Below are 16,903 nucleotides of genomic sequence, written 5' to 3' on the forward strand. Positions count from 1 at the left end.
TTCAGTGAGCTCACCGAACGACCCGGGCAACGGGAACGGGCGGCCGGGCGGCCCGCGGTCGCCCGGGACGGGCCCGATCTCGACCTCCGGCCCCGTCGCCGACCGAGGTGACGTGCCCCCGTGGCAGCGCACCCCCGCCGCACGTGCCCAGCAGGCGCGCAGGACGGCGACGGACGCCTCGACGACCGGTTCCGGTACGGACGATCGGATCAACAGGTTCATCTCCGGATCGGCGGCTCAGGCGCCGAGTTCGGAGTCGGATGCCACCCCGCCGCCTCCGTCGCGCACTGAGACCTACCGCAGCGAACTCCCCGACTTGTCGGGCCCCATCCCCCGTCCCGCGGTGCCACGCCAAGCCCAGCCCGACCGCCAGGGAGACGAACCCGCCGGCTCGTCGGCCTCGACGAGCCGCGTGCAGGTGGGCAGCCGCTCGCGGGGACCGCTGAGGGCCAGCATGCAGGTCAGGCGCGTCGACCCTTGGAGCGTTCTCAAGGTGTCGCTGGTGCTCTCGGTGGCATTGTTCTTCGTCTGGATGATCGCGGTGGCGTTCCTCTACCTGGTCCTTGGCGGGATGGGTGTGTGGAGCAAGCTCAACAACAATGTCGGTGACCTGCTGACGAACACGAGCACCACCGAGCTGGTCTCCAGCGGCGCGATCTTCGGCGGCGCGGCGCTGATCGGCCTGGTGAACATCGTGCTGTTGAGCGCGATGGCGACCGTCGGCGCGTTCATCTACAACCTGACCACTGACCTTGTTGGCGGCGTCGAGGTGACGCTGGCCGATCGCGATTAGCCGTTTGGGGGTGGCCCGCGATTGCGGTAGTCTCGTCGGTCGGTCGTACGCGAGTACGGGCCTATAGCTCAGGCGGTTAGAGCGCTTCGCTGATAACGAAGAGGTCGGAGGTTCGAGTCCTCCTAGGCCCACGGAAGGCTACACCATGAGGCTGGTCCTGCTGATTGTCGCGCTCGCGCTCGTCGTGCTGGTATGGCGCTCACGGCGTCGCGTCGAGGTGTGGCATGTGGCTGTCGACCAGTCCGCTGGTCGCACCGAGGGGCCTTAGCTCAGCTGGTAGAGCGCTGCCTTTGCAAGGCAGATGTCGGGAGTTCGAGTCTCCTAGGCTCCACAACAGGTGGTGTCTACCGCCCGCAGGGTCAAGCCCGGTCCTGAGTTGCGGCGCACTCGATGAACGTTCCCCGTCAAATTTCTTGAGGCGGCCGGCACCGTCGACAACAGGCATAGGCTCGATTCATACAAGAAAGGAATGACCATGAGTGAGGTGACGGAATACTGCCGTAACTGCGGTCACCCGAAAGAGGATCACAATCTGAATGTTCATGGCGACCCGAAACAAGCTCACCTGCATGATCGGGGCGAGGGCGCGTGCCATGACATGTCCGGCGACCATCACTGCATCTGCTTCGAGTACGAGAGTTGGGGCTGACGGACGACCCCGCCGGTTGCGAGGTCCTCGTCGGCTGGCGGGTGTGCGGTGAAGGGCAAGGCAGATGAAGGGCAAGCCAGATGTCGGGTTCGAGTCTCCTGGGCTCCACAGTCTCGAGGGCTACACAGTCTCGAGGGACACAAGCACGATGGATGAACCGCGGCCCCCGTTCCCGCCCTTCGACCTCGACAGTGCCGTCGCGAAAACCCAAGCCGCAGAGGACGCGTGGAACACGCGAGACCCGCACCGAGTCAGCCTCGCCTACACCGAAGACTCGGCCTGGCGCAACCGCGACCTGTTCATCACCGGCCGCAGCGAGATCGTCGAGTTCCTCACCGCCAAATGGGAGAAGGAACTCGACTACGTCCTCCGCAAGAGCCTGTGGGCGTTTCGGGAGAACCGCATCGCCGTGCGCTTCCAATACGAATGGCACGACAGCGCAGGCCAGTGGTACCGCAGCTACGGCAACGAACTGTGGGACTTCGACGACAACGGCCTGATGCGCCGACGTGAAGCCAGCATCAACGACGTCGCCATCGCCGAATCAGACCGGCGCTACTTCGGTCCGCGCCCGGAGCAGGACCGCGGCAAGGACATCCCCCTGCGATAACGGGCGCCTCAGGGTTTGGGCGTCACCTCGACGCTGGGCGGCCGCGGCGACGGTTCGGGTTCAGACGACCGCCGGATCATCGTGAACGCCACCGCGCCGCCCGCCAGCGTCACCACCGCGGCGGCCGAGAAGATGATCAGCCTGCGGCGCCGCCGGCTCCCCGGCTTGCGTGCCTCCTGCAACGCCTGCGGCAGACCCGCAACGACCTCCTGGGCCGCTGCCAGCTCCCGGGCAACGGTTTCCTGCGCCGCGCTGACCCGGTGCGCGATCCGGGCCTTGGCGTAGCGCCGGCGCAGCCCGCTGCCGGCCGAGTGCGCGGTCTGCAGCCCCAGACCGACTGTGCCGCAGGTGATGTCAAGCGGGCCGACCGCGGTGTAGGCGAGGCCGCGGGTCAGGCGCTGCCTTGGGGTCAGTCGCGTCTTGGTAGTCACGTTTCACCTTCCTGCCGCCGGACCCTGAGCGTATCTGACGGTGCCGCGTCGACTGCTCAACTCGGCGTGGCACACTGGCATCCCGTGACGAGCCTCATCCAGACCGCGACGGCGACCCTGCACACCAATCGCGGGGACATCAAGATCGCCTTGTTCGGTAACCACGCCCCCAAGACCGTCGCCAACTTCGTCGGCCTCGCGCAGGGCACCACCGACTACACCACCCAGAATGCCTCCGGCGGCACTTCCGGCCCGTTCTACGACGGCGCGGTCTTTCACCGCGTCATCGACGGGTTCATGATCCAGGGTGGCGACCCGACCGGCACGGGCCGCGGCGGTCCCGGCTACCAGTTCGGTGACGAGTTCCACCCGGAGCTGCAGTTCGACCGGCCGTACCTGCTCGCGATGGCCAACGCCGGGCCGGGCACCAACGGGTCGCAGTTCTTCATTACAGTCGGCCGAACGCCGCACCTGAACCGCAAGCACACGATCTTCGGCGAGGTGGTCGATCCCGAGTCGCAGAAGGTGGTCGACGCGATCGCGGGCACCTCCACCGATGCGCGTGATCGGCCCAGCGACCCGGTTGTGATCAACTCGATCACGGTGTCGCAGTAGGCGGATCTGACCGGCCGGCATAGCCGGCGTCGGTCAGCGCGTCGAGCACTTCGATCGGATTCGTGCCGAGATCCCAACGGGTGAACACGATTAGCCGGTCGTCGACGGTGTCGATCTCCAGCAATCGGACTTTTCTCGCCCACCGACGGAATTCGGTGATTCGAATCAGCTTTATCGACGGCCGCGCCAGGACCGTGTTGCGCCACCATCCGCGGACCACCAGACCCTCCGGTGTGATTGCCAGCTTGGGTCGCGCCCGCAGCGAGAATCCTGCAAAGATCAACAATCCCAGCCCGGCAACACCGACCAAAATCCGCCCGGGCGGGTCTGTGACGAGCGTCACAGCTGCGCCAGCCATCACGATCCCGGCGACTCCGCAACTTACGACAGCGGCGGTCCTGGGCCCCCAACTAGTTTGCTGCACGATTTCCCCACACCCCCTTACCGCACCTAATGACGTTATCCACAGGTGCTATCCACAATGGGGATGAATCACAACGGTGTGATTGGGTGACGGCGAAGTTGCCGGCGTGGTAACGCGAGATTGACGTGGCGGTAAGCATTTGGGCACCGCGGGCGCCTACCGCCACCTCATCGTGAGCAACAGTCCGGTGATCATGAAAGCAAAGGCGATGGCGTAGTTCCACGGACCCAGCTGTGCGAGGAACGCGATCTCGGTGGAGGCGAGCTGGAAGACCAGCAGCCAGGCCAGCCCGATCAGCATCAGCCCCACGAAGAGCACGACGAACCACACGCTGGACGGCCCGGCCTTGACCTTCACCGGCGTGCGGCTGACCGGCTTGGTCGTGAAGTCGTTCTTCTTCCTGACCTTGGACTTGGGCATGTGTACCTTTGCGAATCTGGGGCGGTGCTGGTGCACCATGAGACTAACGCAACGCGGGTTGCGAGCCTCGCTGCGTCGACGAAGAGAGGATCTCTGGTGGCTTCCCGGCGCTCTGCCTGGCGCTTCGGCGTTCCGGTGGTCTGCCTGCTGGCGGGCGCGCTGCTGGGTACCACGCACGGGGTGTCCGGCGGGGGCGAGATCCGGCGCAGCGACGCGCCGCGCCTGGTCGACCTGGTGCGTGAGGCGCAGCAGTCCGTCGACCGGCTCAGCGCCCAGCGTGACTCGCTGGCCAACCAGGTCGACGACGCCAGGGCCGGGCCGGCCCGCAGCGACGCGGCCGTGGCGGCGCTGATCGCCAAGGCCGCGCCGTTGGCCGTCGCCGCCGGAACCGTGCCGATGCACGGGCCTGGGCTGGTGGTGACACTGACCGACGCGCAGCGCGACGCCAATGGCCGGTTCCCCCGCGACGCCTCGCCCGACGACCTCGTCGTGCACCAGCAGGACATCGAGGCGGTCCTCAACGCGCTGTGGAGCGCCGGCGCGGAAGCCGTGCAGATGCAGGACCAACGGATCATTGCCACCTCCGCGCCGCGTTGCGTCGGCAACACGCTGCTGCTCAACGGCCGCACCTACAGCCCGCCGTACTCCGTCGCCGCAATCGGCGATGTTCCTGCGATGCAGGCCGCGCTGGCGGCCGCTCCCCTGGTGACCCTGTACAAGCAGTACGTGGTGAGGTTCGGCCTGGGCTATACCGAGGAACCCCGCGCCGACGTGCAGGTCGTGGGATATAGCGGGCCGATCACGCTGCACTACGCCAAGCCGGCGGGACCGGTGGGCTGAACCGGGGCCGACCCCGCGAACGTTAACCTGGCGTGATGCAGGTATTGGTCGTCGACAACTACGACAGCTTCGTGTTCAACCTGGTGCAGTACCTCGGCCAGCTCGGCGCCGACGCCCAGGTGTGGCGCAACGACGACCGCAGGCTCGACGACACCGCCGCCGTGGCCCGCGGGTTCGGTGGCGTGCTGCTGAGCCCCGGCCCCGGCACCCCCGAACGTGCGGGTGCGTCGGTCCCGCTCGTCCGTGCTTGCGCGCAGGCCGAAACACCGCTGCTCGGCGTGTGCCTCGGGCATCAGGCGATCGGCGTCGCGTTCGGTGCCACGGTCGACCGTGCGCCCGAACTGCTGCACGGCAAGACGAGCACCGTCTACCACACGAATGCCGGTGTGCTGCAGAACCTTCCCAATCCGTTCACCGCGACGCGCTACCACTCGCTGACGGTGCTTCCGGATACGGTGCCCGCTGAGCTGGAGGTCACCGCGCGAACCCGCAGCGGTGTGATCATGGGGCTGCGGCACGTCGAACTGCCGATCCACGGCGTCCAGTTCCACCCCGAATCGATCCTGACGCAGGGCGGACACCGGATGCTGGCCAACTGGCTGGCGTACTGCGGCCGGACACCCGACGAGGCCTTGGTCCACCGGCTCGAGACCGGGGTCGCCGACACCGTCCGTGCGGCTACAACCCGAACTTCAGCGTGATGTTGGCGTCCCGGTTGATGCCGGTTCCCGGCGCGGGGCTCTGGGAGACGACGCGGTTGCGTTGGGCGTCCGACCCGGGCACGTCGGCGCCCTTGACCAGAACACCGGTCCAGCCCAGCGCCCGCAGCTGCGGCTCGGCGTCGGTCCAGAACATGCCGCTCAGGTCGGGCATCACGAACTGGTTGCCCTTCGACACCTGCAGATCGATCACCGAATCCAGCGGCACGTTCGCGCCGGCGGCCGGGTTCGAGCCGATCACCTGGCCCGCGGGCTGGGTGCTGTCCACGGGTGACTGGCTGAACTTCGTGAAGCCGTAGACGGTGAGGTTCTTCTGGGCCTCGTCCACGGTCTGCCCGTTGACGTCGGGAACCTGCTTGGTCTCCGGGCCGGAGCCGACGAGGATCGTGATCTCGTTGGTGATCGCCGACGTCTGGTTGGCGGGCGGGTTCGTTCCCAACACCTTGTCCTTCATGTCCGCCGTCGACGGCGCGGGTGTCTGCTTGAACTTGCCGAATCCCGCGGACGTGAGTTTGCGCACCGCGTCGGCGTAGCTCAGCGACGAGACGTCGGGAATCTCCCGCTGCTCGGGACCGGTGGATACGTTGAGTGTGACCTCCGACCCGGCGGAGACGCTGTCGTTGCCCTTCGGGTCGGTGTTGATGACGTGATCGGGCGGCACCGTCGAATCCGGCTTCTGCTGGGTCCGGGTCTTGAAGCCGCGGTTCTGCAGTGCGGCGATCGCGTCGGCCGACGGCTGACCCGACACGTCGGGCACCTGCAGGTCGCGCGGGTTGCCGCCGATCATGTTGATCGCAACGGTGACGACGACGGTCAGCACCGCCAACACCGCCACCGCTATCAGCCAGCGGCCGACCGAGCCGGCGGGAGCGCGGTCGCGGTCCTCGTAATCGGCCCGCTGGCGGGCCAGTGGCTCAGTTTGCTGGCCGCGCGATCCAGCGGCTGGGGTAGGCGCCAGAAGCGATGTGCGTTCGGCGTCGGTCAGGACCTTCGGCGCTTCCGGCGGTTCACCGTTGTGCACCCGCACCAGATCGGCGCGCATCTCGGCCGCGCTCTGGTACCGGTTGTCGGGGTTCTTGGCCAGCGCCTTGAGCACCACCGCGTCGAGCTCGGGCGAGACGCCCTCGTGTCTCTGTGACGGCGGAACCGGGTCCTCGCGGACGTGCTGGTAAGCCACGGCGACCGGCGAGTCACCGACGAAAGGCGGCTCTCCGGTGAGGATTTCGTACAAGACACAACCGAGCGAGTAGACGTCGGAGCGCGCGTCGACTGCATCGCCGCGAGCTTGCTCCGGCGAGAGGTACTGCGCGGTGCCGATCACCGCGGCGGTCTGGGTCACGCTGTTGCCGCTGTCGGCGAGTGCCCGGGCGATGCCGAAATCCATCACCTTCACGGCACCGGTGTGGCTGATCATGATGTTGGCCGGCTTGACGTCGCGGTGGATGATGCCGTGCTGGTGGCTGAAATTGAGCGCCTGGCAGGCGTCGGCAATGATCTCGATCGCTTTGCGGGGCGGGATCGGTCCGTCGTTGTGCACGATGTCGCGCAGCGTGATCCCGTCGACGTACTCCATCACGATGTAGGGCAATGGTCCGGCGGCCGTCTCGGCCTCGCCGGTGTCGTAGACCGCGACGATGGCGGGGTGGTTCAGCGCGGCCGCGTTCTGGGCTTCACGGCGAAACCGGAGGTAGAAACTCGGGTCGCGGGCGAGATCGGCGCGCAGCACCTTGACCGCGACGTCCCGGTGCAGCCGGAGGTCACGGGCCAGATGGACCTCTGACATGCCGCCGAAACCAAGGATTTCGCCCAGTTCGTAGCGGTCGGACAGGTGCTGTGGGGTGGTCATGGCTACGTCTCGTCATGTGAATGCGCGTCGGGAGCCGCGTGAGGCTCACCTATTCGCCCTCCACCCTTACCGACGACACCGGGCCACGTCCAATTCTGGGGCCGAGCGGGCGCGGGGCCCGCCGCGGACGTGGTGACAGACTGGTTGACCGTCGGCGGGGTCTGCTGCTGTTGGTTCTGCTTGTCGCGGGCGTTGATCACGATCAGAACCGCGATGACGATCGCCAGGGCGCCGAGCACCCCCGCCGCCCACAGCAGCGCGCGCTGCCCGGACGAGAACGTGCGCCGCGGTGGCGGCGGGCGGTGGCTGCCCGTGACCGGACGGGCGCGGGTGCCTGTCATGACGCCGGACCGGCCGGTCAGGTCGGCGGCGGCCCGGGCCTGTGCACCGGACGGGATGGCCGCAGGGGTGGCGCGGTTGATAGTGGGCGCCTGGTTGGGCCGTGGGGGCCGGCGCCCCGAACGCACCGCGGCCACCGCGTCGGCGAACTGGCCGCCATTGCGGTATCGCATGCCGGGGTTCTTCACCAGCGTGATCTCGATGAGCTCACGCACGTTCGGTGGCAGGTCGGCCGGCAGCGGCGCCGGTGTCTCCTTGATGTGCTTCATGGCCACGGTCAACGCACCGTCGCCGGTGAACGGCCGCTTGCCCGAAACCGCTTCGTAGCCGACGACCCCCAGCGAGTAGACGTCGCTGGCCGCTGTGGCGTCGTGTCCGAGCGCCTGCTCGGGGGCGATGTACTGGGCGGTGCCCATCACCATCCCGGTCTGGGTGACCGGCGCGGCGTCGACCGCCTTGGCGATGCCGAAGTCGGTGATCTTCACCTGTCCCGTGGGCGTGATCAGGATGTTGCCGGGTTTCACGTCGCGGTGCACCAGGCCGGCGTTGTGGGCGACCTGCAACGCGCGACCGGTCTGTTCGAGCAGGTCCAGCGAATGACGCAGAGACAGCCGTCCCGTGCGCTTCAGCACGGAATTCAGCGGCTCGCCGTTGACCAGTTCCATCACCAGGTAGGCGGTGCGGCCCTCGGCGTCGATCTCCGTCTCGCCGTAGTCGTAGACGCTGGCGATGCCGGGATGGTTGAGCATTGCGGTGGTGCGCGCCTCGGCGCGGAACCGCTCGATGAACTCCGGGTCGGAGGAGAATTCGGCCTTCAGCACTTTCACGGCGACACGCCGGCCCAGCCGGCTGTCCACGGCCTCCCACACCTGGCCCATGCCGCCGGTGGCGATCAGGCGCTGCAGTCGGTAACGCCCGGACAGCGTCACACCCACGCGCGGGCTCATGATCCCTCCCGAAGGGCCGCGGCGATCACGGCCCTGCCCACCGGGGCGGCCAGCGCGCCGCCCGTTGCGGAGAGCCGGTCGCCGCCGTTCTCGACCACCACCGCGACCGCCACCTTCGGACTCTGGGCCGGGGCGAACGCGATGTACCACGCGTGTGGCGGCGTGTTGCGCGGGTCGTTGCCGTGCTCGGCCGTGCCGGTTTTGGACGCGATCTGCACGCCGGGAATCGCCCCTTTCTGCTGCGTTACCTGTTCGGCGCCGATCATCAGACTCGTCAGCCTAGTGGCGATCTGTGGTGGGATCGCACGGCGGATCTGATGCGGGCCGGTGGTACTGATGTTGGCCAGGTCGGGCCCCTTGAGGCTGTCGACCAGGTACGGCTGCATCGTTACCCCTTCATTCGCGATGGTGGCGGCAACCATCGCGTTCTGCAACGGAGTCAGCGCGACATCTTTCTGACCGATGCTCGACATGCCGAGGGCGGCGGCGTCGGGGATCGCGCCGACGGTGGACTCGGCGACTTGCAATGGGATCGGGTCGGGTGGACTGTCGAGGCCGAAGGCCTGCGCGGTGCTGCGGAGTGCGTCGACGCCGGTCTTGATGCCGAGCTGCACGAACGCCGTGTTGCACGAGTGCGCGAACGCCTCCTGCAGCGACGCCGTCGGGCCCCCGCCGCACGGCGTGCCCCCGTAGTTCTCCAGCGTCGCGGTGCTGTCGGGCAGCTGGATGCTCGGCGCGGCGGTGAGTTGGTCGGTTTCGTTGGCACCGGCCTGTAACGCCGCGGCGGTCGTGATGACCTTGAATGTCGAGCCGGGCGGGTAGGTTTCCGAGATCGCGCGGTTCAGCATCGGGTTGTCCGGATTGTCGCGCAGCTGCTCCCATGCCGTGGTCTGCTCGTCGACGTCATGGGAAGCGAGCAGGTTCGGGTCGTATGACGGCGAGGACACCATGGCAAGGATCTTGCCGGTCGACGGCTCGAGCGCGACGACCGCGCCCTTGCACGGACCGCCGGCGCAGCCCTGCGCCATCCCATCCCAAGCCGCTTGCTGCACTTGCGGATTGATGGTGGTGTCGACGTTGCCGCCGCGGGGGTCACGCCCGGTGAAGAAGTCGGCCAGCCGGCGGCCGAACAGCCGCTCGTCGGATCCGTTGAGAACGGAGTCTGCGGCCCGCTCCAGGCCGGTGCTGGAGTAGCGCAGCGAGTAGAAACCGGTGATGGGCGCGTATGTCAACGGATTCGGGTACACCCGCAGGAACCGGAACCGGCCGGTGGTCGACACGGAGTACGCCAGAAGTTGGCCGCCTGCGGCGATCTGACCTCGCTGCCGGGAGTACTCGTCGAGCAGCACTCGCTGATTCCGTGGATCGGCGCGCAGCCCGTCCGCGGTGAAAACCTGTGTGAGCGTGGCGTTGAGCAACAACAGCACGATCAACACCATGATCGTCACCGAGATGCGGCGCAGGGAGGCGTTCATACTTTCTGTATCACCTCGGTGCTGGCTGCGGCGATCGGCGTCGTCTGTCGCGCCCGCGTGACGATCGGGCGGCGCGCGGCATGCGAAATGCGCACGAGAATCGCCAGAAGAACATAGTTGGCCACCAGCGACGAGCCCCCGTACGACATCCAGGGCGTGGTGAGCCCCGTCAGGGGGAGCAGCTTGGTGACGCCGCCCACGACGATGAACAGCTGGATCGCAAGCGTGCACGCGAGACCGGCGGCGAGCAGCTTGCCGAAGCTGTCGCGCACGGCGATCGCGGTGCGCAATCCGCGGATGATCACGATCGTGTACAGCATCAGCACGCCGGCCAGGCCGACGAGGCCGAGTTCCTCGCCGACCGCGGCGATGATGAAATCGGTTGACGCCGCGGGGACCGTGCCCGGTTGGCCGTTGCCCAGCCCGGTACCGAACACCCCGCCGGTGGCGAAGCTGAACAGCGACTGCACCATCTGATAGCCGCTGCCCTCCGGATCGGCGAATGGGTTGAGCCAGTTCTGCACCCGCACCTGAACGTGGTGGAAGAAGTAATACGCCGCAACACTTCCCGCCACAAACAGGGTGAGACCGATCACCACCCAGCTCAGTCGGTCGGTCGCGATATAGACCATGACGAGAAACGACGCATAGAGCAGAAGTGACGTGCCGAGATCCTTTTCGAAGACCATCACGCCCACCGAGATGATCCAGGCCGCCAGTAGCGGCGCCAGGTCACGCGGCCGGGGTAGCGTCATGTGAAGGAAATGCTTTCCCGCGCTGGTGAATAGGCCGCGCTTGGCCACCAGCACCGTGGCGAAGAAGATGAGCAGCAGAATCTTGGAGAACTCCGCGGGCTGAATCGAGAAGCCGGGCAGTCGGATCCAGATCTTCGCGCCGTTCTCCTCCGAAAGCGACGCCGGCAGCACGGCTGGAATAGCCAACAGAATCAACCCGGCGAGGCCGCAGATATACCCGCAGCGGGCGAGGATGCGGTGATCCTGCAGGAAGACGACCACCAGCGCGAACGCGATGACCCCAACCAGCGTCCAGAGCATCTGCTGGTTGGCGGTCGGCTCGTTCCGGACGCTGGAAATCAGTCGACCGCCGGCCAGGTCGAGGCGGTGGATCATCACCAGCCCGAGGCCGTTCAGCAGCGCGACGACGGGAAGCAGCAGCGGGTCGGCGTAGGGCGCGAACCGTCGGATCGCCAGATGTGCGCCGGCGAACAACGCCATGTAGGCGACCATGTATTGGGCGAGGTCCCAGCGAACGCCCTGCTCCTGGTTGGCCTCCACGATGAGGAGCGCCACGGTCGTGATCACGGTGGCGAACCCGAGCAACCACAGTTCTGCATTGCGCCGGTTGGGCAATGGCGGCGTTACGGCGACGACGGGTTGCGGCTGCGTGGTCATGCGACCGCCCGGCAGTTGGTGCCCGGCTCCGGCGGCGGGGGCGGGAGCGCGGTGACGGTGGGCGCGATGGTGGTCGGCGGCGGCGGCGCCTCGGGTGCCGGAGAGGGAGATTCGGGGGTGGGGACGGCGGACGACGGGGCCGGGCCCGGCGCGGGGGGTGTGGCGGCGGGGGAGGGCACCGGCCTACTGCTGGGCGCCGGTGGTGGCGGCGCACATACGGGAAGCACCGAGCTGTGTGCGAGCTCGTTGATCTGTGAGATCGCATTGTCCAGGCTACCGGTCGGCAGGCCCGCAATGACCTGGGCGCGCTCCGAGGGCCGCAGGTCGTTGACGCCGAGCAGGTGGCAGTCGAGCTGGTCGTGAGATTGATCGAAGCTTATGAGGGACAATTCATCCCGATCGTTCAGGCAGCCCAGGAGGTATGGCTCTTGCAGCGGGTAGCCGAGAAACGATCCCTGCACGCCGCGCATGATGGAAACGGTGCCGGCGTGTTCGGTGACGTAGTAGTTGCTGCGGATCATCTCGCGTCCGACGGCGAGGGCGGCGAGCACGACGAGCACGAGCAGCACCGCGGCGATGATGATGCGGCGCCGTGACCGGGGTCGCCGGGCCGGCGTTTCAGGTTCGGGCAGAACACGTTTCGCAACATTGGGGCGCGGGTTGAATGCCGACGCGCGCCCGGCGGAGGTGTTCGGTGGCGCGATCTGGTTGTCGTCGTCGCCGGAGACGGCGCCGGCAATGATCGGCTGCGTCTGCCCGTAGTCGTAGTCGACGACGTCGGCCACCACCACCGTGACGTTGTCGGGTCCACCGCCGCGGAGCGCCAATTCGATGAGACGGTCCGCACTTTCGGCTACGTCAGGTAACTGGAGGGCTTCGAGGATGGTCTCGTAGCTGACCGGATCGGAAAGGCCGTCACTGCACAGAAGGTAACGGTCGCCGGCGTGGGCTTCGCGCATGATCAGGGTCGGCTCGACCTCGTGGCCGGTGAGCGCCCGCATGATCAACGACCGCTGCGGGTGGCTGTGTGCCTCCTCGGCGGTGATGCGTCCCTCGTCGACGAGGGTCTGGACGAAGGTGTCGTCCTTGGTGATCTGCGTGAGCTCACCGTCGCGTAGCAGATAGCCACGCGAGTCGCCGATATGGACGAGGCCAAGTCTGTTGCCTGCGAACAGGATCGCGGTCAATGTGGTGCCCATGCCTTCGAGCTCGGGGTCGAGCTCGACATGCGCGGCGATCGCGGCGTTGCCTTCGCGCACGGCTTGGTCGAGTTTGCTCAGCAGGTCACCGCCGGGCTCGTCGTCGTCGAGGTGGGCGAGTGCGGCGATGACGAGCTGGGATGCGACCTCACCTGCGGCGTGGCCGCCCATGCCGTCGGCGAGAGCCAGCAGCCGCGCCCCGGCGTAGACGGAGTCCTCGTTGTTGGCGCGGACGAGGCCGCGGTCGCTGCGAGCGGCGTAACGAAGCACCAGGGTCACGGGCGCAACTCGATTACCGTCTTGCCGATCCGAACCGGCGTGCCCATCGGAACGCGTACCGCCGTCGTCACCTTCGCCCTGTCAAGATATGTGCCGTTGGTCGATCCTAGGTCTTCTACATACCAATCAGACCCGCGCGGTGACAGGCGGGCGTGCCGAGTGGAGGCGTAGTCGTCGGTGAGCACCAGGGTGGAATCGTCGGCGCGGCCGATCAGCACCGGCTGGTTGCCGAGTGTGATGCGGGTGCCCGTCAGCGCGCCCTCGGTCACTACCAGGTGACGGGCGACATTGCGCGGTTGCCGCTTGGGCAGTAGGGAGCCGCGCAGCGCCAGGCCGCGGCGGACCATCACGGCGCCGGTCGGCGCGTAGATGTCCGTGCGCAGGATGCGCAGCACCGACCAGATGAACAACCACAACAGAAGGAGGAAGCCGGCGCGCGACAGTTGCAGCACTAGCCCCTGCATCTGGTGCCCCCTCCGTCCTCGTCCATCGGCAACGTCACGATACTTGGACGGTGGTCGGCACGAGGGCGAAGCCGATAGCTTCGCACCGGCCTTGACCTCAGTGAACGCGGACGACGATTTCGGAGTGTCCGAGCCGAATCACGTCGCCGTCGGCCAACTGCCATTCCTGCACCGGGGCGTTGTTCACGGTCGTGCCGTTGGTGGAGTTGAGGTCGGACAGCAACGCCACCTGGCCGTCCCAGCGGATCTCCAGGTGCCGTCGGGACACCCCGGTGTCGGGCAGCCGGAACTGTGCGTCCTGGCCGCGGCCGATCACGTTCGCGCCCTCGCGGAGTTGATAGGTCCGACCGCTGCCGTCGTCGAGTTGCAAGGTGACCGTGGTCTGACCTGGTGCACCCCCGTATTCCGGCTGGCCCCCGTAACCACCGCCGGCATACCCGCCCTGGCCGTACTCGTACTCGCCGGCCTGCGGGGTACCGTATCCGCCGCCTGCCGGGGCGTCATACCGCGTGTAGTCCTGCTGGCCGTAGTCCGGGCGGCCGTACGACTGACCGGGGTAGCCCTGCTGCTCATAGTCCCCATAGCCGGGCCGCGGTTCGGGCCTGCCGTAACCGGGCTCCTCGTGGCGGCCGGGGGGCGGCCCCGCGGGCCGGCCGTAGTCGCCGTAGTCGCCGTAACCCGGTTGGCCACCGCCGTAGCCGCCGGGGCCCTGCCGATAAGGCTGGTCGTAACCACCGGGGCCGTATCCGGCCGGCGGGCGCTGCTCGTACGACGGCGGCGGGTATCCGCCTTGGTCGGGGTAGCCGCCCTGGTCGGGGTAGCCGCCCCGCGGCGGGTATGCCGGCTCGCCCTGGGGCGGGTAGCCGCCCTGGTCGGGGTAGCCGCCCTGGTCCGGGTAGCCGCCTTGATCGGGTGGATAGGGGACGCGCGCCTCGTGGCCGCCTGCCGGCCGCGGGTCGTCCTGTGGACGGCCGTAGTGGTCGTCGTAATACTCGTCGGCAGGCCGCCCCTGTCCCTGGCCGCCGCGGTAGCTCGGATTGTCGGTCATCAGTGATACTCCTGGTTCTGAATTGAGCGCGTGGTCTTGGCGTGCTGGGGCGGGCGTGATGTCGGGGTTGACCGCCGCATGAGCGCGGAACTGCCCGGTGTGCAGCCTTTGTGACTGCTCGAATCGGACAACCACATCACCATACGTTTGCCAGCCCTGATCGCGGATGTATCCCTCGAGGTGTTTGGCGAAAGTATCTGATGTTAGATCGTGGTCGGCGACCGCCTTTTGATAGTCGGTCTCGCTGAGGGTGATCACGTAAGCGTTCGGCGCCAGCAGCCGTCCGCCGGCGAGCGTCTGGACGCGGTCGGCGGCCTCGCGCCGCAGCATCTCCTCGACCTCTTGCGGCACGATAGCGCCGCCGAACACCCGGGCAAATGCATCACCGACGGTGACCTCTAGTTTGCGCTCGATGCGCTGCACTATGCCCATGTCACCGCCCTTCTTGGCTTGTCCGGTCGTTGTCATCACTCGGCGTGTCGCCGACTCATCCGCGTGTCGTGCCGGCACTTCGTTCATCTGCATGGTATCGGTCCCGTGAACCGCTGCGGGACCGGTAGAACTCTGAGAATACTGTCAGGGCAGGTCAAAGGGGGTTTTGGCCTCCCCGGGCGGGCGATATCGGCGCCCTGTGACGGCCGGATGCCGTGGGGCCGAAGTGGCGCATCGTGATAGCCTCTACCGGTTGTCTCGGGCGAGTGGCGGAATGGCAGACGCGCTGGCTTCAGGTGCCAGTGTCCTTCGGGACGTGGGGGTTCAAGTCCCCCTTCGCCCACAATTGTGTGCAGTCGTGTCATCAGGTGCGTCCGATGCGGCGGTCAATTGCCGGCCAACCAGGCCCTGATTTCGGCGGTGGGCGGATCGACGGCGCAGCTCAGCTCTGGGTGCTTTTCGACGTACCCGGCAACCACGCCGCATGTCGCGACGATTCGCATCCCGGCGTTGCGGGTGGCTTCCAGTGCCTCACCGACGAGAATCGTTGCTAGGCCGCGTCCTTCGTATTCGCTCTCGACTTCGGTGTGATAGAAGACACGGGTCCCGTCGCGGTGAGCGAAGTAGGCGCTGCCCACCGTCTTGCCGTCGATGCTGATTGTGAACCGGTCGCCGTCGAGTCGCACCTTGGTCTCGGCACCCGTTTTGTCGATTGTCATCCTGCGTCCTTCCTGCCCGGGGCGTGGCGAGGCCGAAGCCTGGCGGCCGGTAGGGGAGGGGCCGGCAGGCGCGTCGGCGAGCCGACGACTTCCCCAAACCGTTCGTCGTGGGATTCCCATAATTCGCGGTAGCTAACGATGTCTTCGTGGCTGCGGCCGACGAAGTTCCACCACATCACCAGCTCGTCGTGCATCGGTGTGCCGCCGAGGAGCAGCACCCGCGCCGCCGCCGCCCCGGTGTTGCGCAGCGATAGCGTTGCTGAACCCGCGCCCTGATAGGCCAGATCCCCGACGGAAAGCCCGACGTGGGCCACCTCGACGCTGCCCGTGTCGAGCAGTACGCCATGCTCGAACTTCGGATCGACGGTCAGCTCCAGCACCGCGGCCGCGTCGATGTCGAGTTGCGCACCGAGCAACGGAGTGAAGGTGTGCACCGGCGACCGGGCGGCGGCCAGCTGACCCAAGAAAACCCTCAGCGTCGACCCGTTGAGCGGAACGGGCTCGGGCACATAGTGATCCCAGTTCCGCCCGGTGTCGCGGTCGGCATCCGGCAGTGCCACCCAGAGCTGCACTCCGTGCAGGATGCGAGTACCCGCCGTCGACACCTCGGAATGGCAGATGCCGGCGCCGGCGGTCATCAGGTTGAGCTCGCCGGGACGTACCAGCGCATGGACGCCGGCGCTGTCGCGGTGCTCGATCTCACCGCTGAAAAGCCAACTGGCGGTCTGCAATCCGGTGTGCGGATGGGGCGGCACGTTCATGCCGGGACCCTTGCGGACCTCGTGTGGCCCGTAGTGATCGGCGAAACACCACGCACCCACCAGTGAGCGCTCCCGCTGGGGAAGGGTGCGTCGCACCCGGATCGCGCGCAGACCACCCAGCGGAACGTCTCGTGGATGCAGCACCTCGATGCCATCACCGGGCGTGGCCAAGCACGTTTCCTCGACCGGTGCGACGTCAAGGTTGCTCACGTCGCGACAGTACGCTCAGCCGGTCATCGCGGACCTGATCACCTCCAGATCGTCGTCGTCGATGGGGAACACCCCGAATCGAAACTTGTAACCCCACCGCTTCTTGTCCTCGATGAAATCCAGCACGTCGATCAGTGGCCGGATCGGGACTTCGGTATAGGGCAGGAAGACGACATTGCGCCGCCACGGATGGAAGTCCGCTGTCATCTCGACCTGGTACGGCTCATCGTCGGCGATCTGCCCGATCGCGGTGAAGGCTTGCAGTGGCTCG

General features: G+C 67.2%; 19 protein-coding genes and 3 tRNA genes. 9 read left to right on the forward strand and 13 right to left on the reverse strand.

Annotated features, from left to right (window positions below):
* Window positions 1-4 precede the first annotated feature (4 nt).
* From VKG81_RS07680 to VKG81_RS07700, 5 genes are all read left to right on the forward strand, one after another.
* The gene (locus VKG81_RS07680; protein ID WP_324395237.1) at window positions 5-793 is read left to right on the forward strand and encodes a DUF3566 domain-containing protein; all 789 of its coding nucleotides are present in this window, start codon (window positions 5-7) and stop codon (window positions 791-793) included.
* A gap of 57 nt (window positions 794-850) precedes the next feature.
* Window positions 851-924: transfer RNA gene (locus tag VKG81_RS07685), tRNA-Ile, on the forward strand.
* Window positions 925-938: 14 nt separating this feature from the next.
* On the forward strand, window positions 939-1,061 hold the full coding sequence (locus VKG81_RS07690) for a hypothetical protein (protein WP_324395238.1): 123 nt from the start codon (window positions 939-941) through the stop codon (window positions 1,059-1,061).
* A tRNA-Ala gene (locus tag VKG81_RS07695) sits at window positions 1,052-1,124 on the forward strand. The genes VKG81_RS07690 and VKG81_RS07695 overlap by 10 nt, the downstream gene beginning before the upstream one ends.
* A 466-nt stretch (window positions 1,125-1,590) precedes the next feature.
* Entirely contained in the window at window positions 1,591-2,052 is a 462-nt protein-coding gene (locus VKG81_RS07700) for a nuclear transport factor 2 family protein (protein ID WP_324395239.1), read from the forward strand.
* An 8-nt stretch (window positions 2,053-2,060) separates the two neighbouring features.
* Here VKG81_RS07700 and cwsA read toward each other — a convergent pair whose 3' ends face one another.
* Complete coding sequence (gene cwsA, locus VKG81_RS07705; protein ID WP_324395240.1) at window positions 2,061-2,483, reverse strand: cell wall synthesis protein CwsA; 423 nt, start codon at window positions 2,481-2,483, stop codon at window positions 2,061-2,063.
* An 84-nt stretch (window positions 2,484-2,567) separates the two neighbouring features.
* Here cwsA and VKG81_RS07710 point away from each other — a divergent pair, with 84 nt between their 5' ends.
* The gene (locus tag VKG81_RS07710) at window positions 2,568-3,098 is read left to right on the forward strand and encodes a peptidylprolyl isomerase (protein ID WP_324395241.1); all 531 of its coding nucleotides are present in this window, start codon (window positions 2,568-2,570) and stop codon (window positions 3,096-3,098) included.
* Here the strand turns inward: VKG81_RS07710 and VKG81_RS07715 are convergent.
* Window positions 3,082-3,522, reverse strand: coding sequence for a PH domain-containing protein (locus tag VKG81_RS07715; protein ID WP_324395242.1), 441 nt, complete (start codon window positions 3,520-3,522; stop codon window positions 3,082-3,084). The genes VKG81_RS07710 and VKG81_RS07715 overlap by 17 nt on opposite strands.
* A 156-nt stretch (window positions 3,523-3,678) precedes the next feature.
* Window positions 3,679-3,942, reverse strand: a complete 264-nt coding sequence (gene crgA, locus VKG81_RS07720) for a cell division protein CrgA (RefSeq protein WP_324395243.1) — start codon at window positions 3,940-3,942, stop codon at window positions 3,679-3,681.
* 93 nt (window positions 3,943-4,035) lie between these two features.
* Here crgA and VKG81_RS07725 point away from each other — a divergent pair, with 93 nt between their 5' ends.
* Both VKG81_RS07725 and VKG81_RS07730 read left to right on the forward strand, forming a co-directional pair.
* Window positions 4,036-4,782 carry a DUF881 domain-containing protein gene (locus VKG81_RS07725; RefSeq protein WP_324395257.1) on the forward strand — a complete coding sequence of 249 codons (747 nt, stop codon included), beginning with the start codon at window positions 4,036-4,038 and terminating at the stop codon, window positions 4,780-4,782.
* A gap of 35 nt (window positions 4,783-4,817) precedes the next feature.
* Complete coding sequence (locus VKG81_RS07730) at window positions 4,818-5,483, forward strand: aminodeoxychorismate/anthranilate synthase component II (protein WP_324395244.1); 666 nt, start codon at window positions 4,818-4,820, stop codon at window positions 5,481-5,483.
* Here the strand turns inward: VKG81_RS07730 and pknB are convergent.
* From pknB to VKG81_RS07765, 7 genes are all read right to left on the reverse strand, one after another.
* A complete protein-coding gene (pknB, locus tag VKG81_RS07735; RefSeq protein WP_324395245.1) occupies window positions 5,461-7,347 on the reverse strand; it encodes a Stk1 family PASTA domain-containing Ser/Thr kinase in 1,887 nt (628 codons plus the stop codon). The two genes, VKG81_RS07730 and pknB, sit on opposite strands and share 23 nt — an antisense overlap.
* 2 nt (window positions 7,348-7,349) lie before the next feature.
* Window positions 7,350-8,633: a protein kinase domain-containing protein gene (locus VKG81_RS07740; RefSeq protein WP_324395246.1), complete on the reverse strand. Its 1,284-nt coding sequence runs from the start codon at window positions 8,631-8,633 to the stop codon at window positions 7,350-7,352.
* Window positions 8,630-10,108, reverse strand: coding sequence for a D,D-transpeptidase PbpA (gene pbpA / locus VKG81_RS07745; protein ID WP_324395247.1), 1,479 nt, complete (start codon window positions 10,106-10,108; stop codon window positions 8,630-8,632). Before pbpA ends, VKG81_RS07740 begins: the two co-directional genes overlap by 4 nt.
* Window positions 10,105-11,520 carry an FtsW/RodA/SpoVE family cell cycle protein gene (locus VKG81_RS07750; RefSeq protein ID WP_324395248.1) on the reverse strand — a complete coding sequence of 472 codons (1,416 nt, stop codon included), beginning with the start codon at window positions 11,518-11,520 and terminating at the stop codon, window positions 10,105-10,107. Before VKG81_RS07750 ends, pbpA begins: the two co-directional genes overlap by 4 nt.
* The gene (locus VKG81_RS07755; RefSeq protein WP_324395249.1) at window positions 11,517-12,998 is read right to left on the reverse strand and encodes a PP2C family protein-serine/threonine phosphatase; all 1,482 of its coding nucleotides are present in this window, start codon (window positions 12,996-12,998) and stop codon (window positions 11,517-11,519) included. Before VKG81_RS07755 ends, VKG81_RS07750 begins: the two co-directional genes overlap by 4 nt.
* Entirely contained in the window at window positions 12,995-13,462 is a 468-nt protein-coding gene (locus VKG81_RS07760) for an FHA domain-containing protein FhaB/FipA (protein ID WP_324395250.1), read from the reverse strand. The genes VKG81_RS07755 and VKG81_RS07760 overlap by 4 nt, the downstream gene beginning before the upstream one ends.
* Window positions 13,463-13,559: 97 nt before the next feature.
* The gene (locus tag VKG81_RS07765) at window positions 13,560-14,942 is read right to left on the reverse strand and encodes an FhaA domain-containing protein (protein WP_324395258.1); all 1,383 of its coding nucleotides are present in this window, start codon (window positions 14,940-14,942) and stop codon (window positions 13,560-13,562) included.
* Between the two features lie 260 nt (window positions 14,943-15,202).
* Here VKG81_RS07765 and VKG81_RS07770 point away from each other — a divergent pair.
* A tRNA-Leu gene (locus VKG81_RS07770) sits at window positions 15,203-15,285 on the forward strand.
* Between the two features lie 43 nt (window positions 15,286-15,328).
* Here the strand turns inward: VKG81_RS07770 and VKG81_RS07775 are convergent.
* From VKG81_RS07775 to VKG81_RS07785, 3 genes are all read right to left on the reverse strand, one after another.
* Window positions 15,329-15,661: a GNAT family N-acetyltransferase gene (locus VKG81_RS07775; RefSeq protein ID WP_324395251.1), complete on the reverse strand. Its 333-nt coding sequence runs from the start codon at window positions 15,659-15,661 to the stop codon at window positions 15,329-15,331.
* Complete coding sequence (locus VKG81_RS07780) at window positions 15,658-16,632, reverse strand: pirin family protein (protein ID WP_324395252.1); 975 nt, start codon at window positions 16,630-16,632, stop codon at window positions 15,658-15,660. Before VKG81_RS07780 ends, VKG81_RS07775 begins: the two co-directional genes overlap by 4 nt.
* Before the next feature lie 15 nt (window positions 16,633-16,647).
* On the reverse strand, window positions 16,648-16,903 hold a 256-nt coding region (locus tag VKG81_RS07785), incomplete at its 5' end, for an EVE domain-containing protein (protein ID WP_324395253.1).

This window comes from Mycobacterium sp., from assembly GCF_035314905.1.
GTDB lineage: Bacteria > Actinomycetota > Actinomycetes > Mycobacteriales > Mycobacteriaceae > Mycobacterium.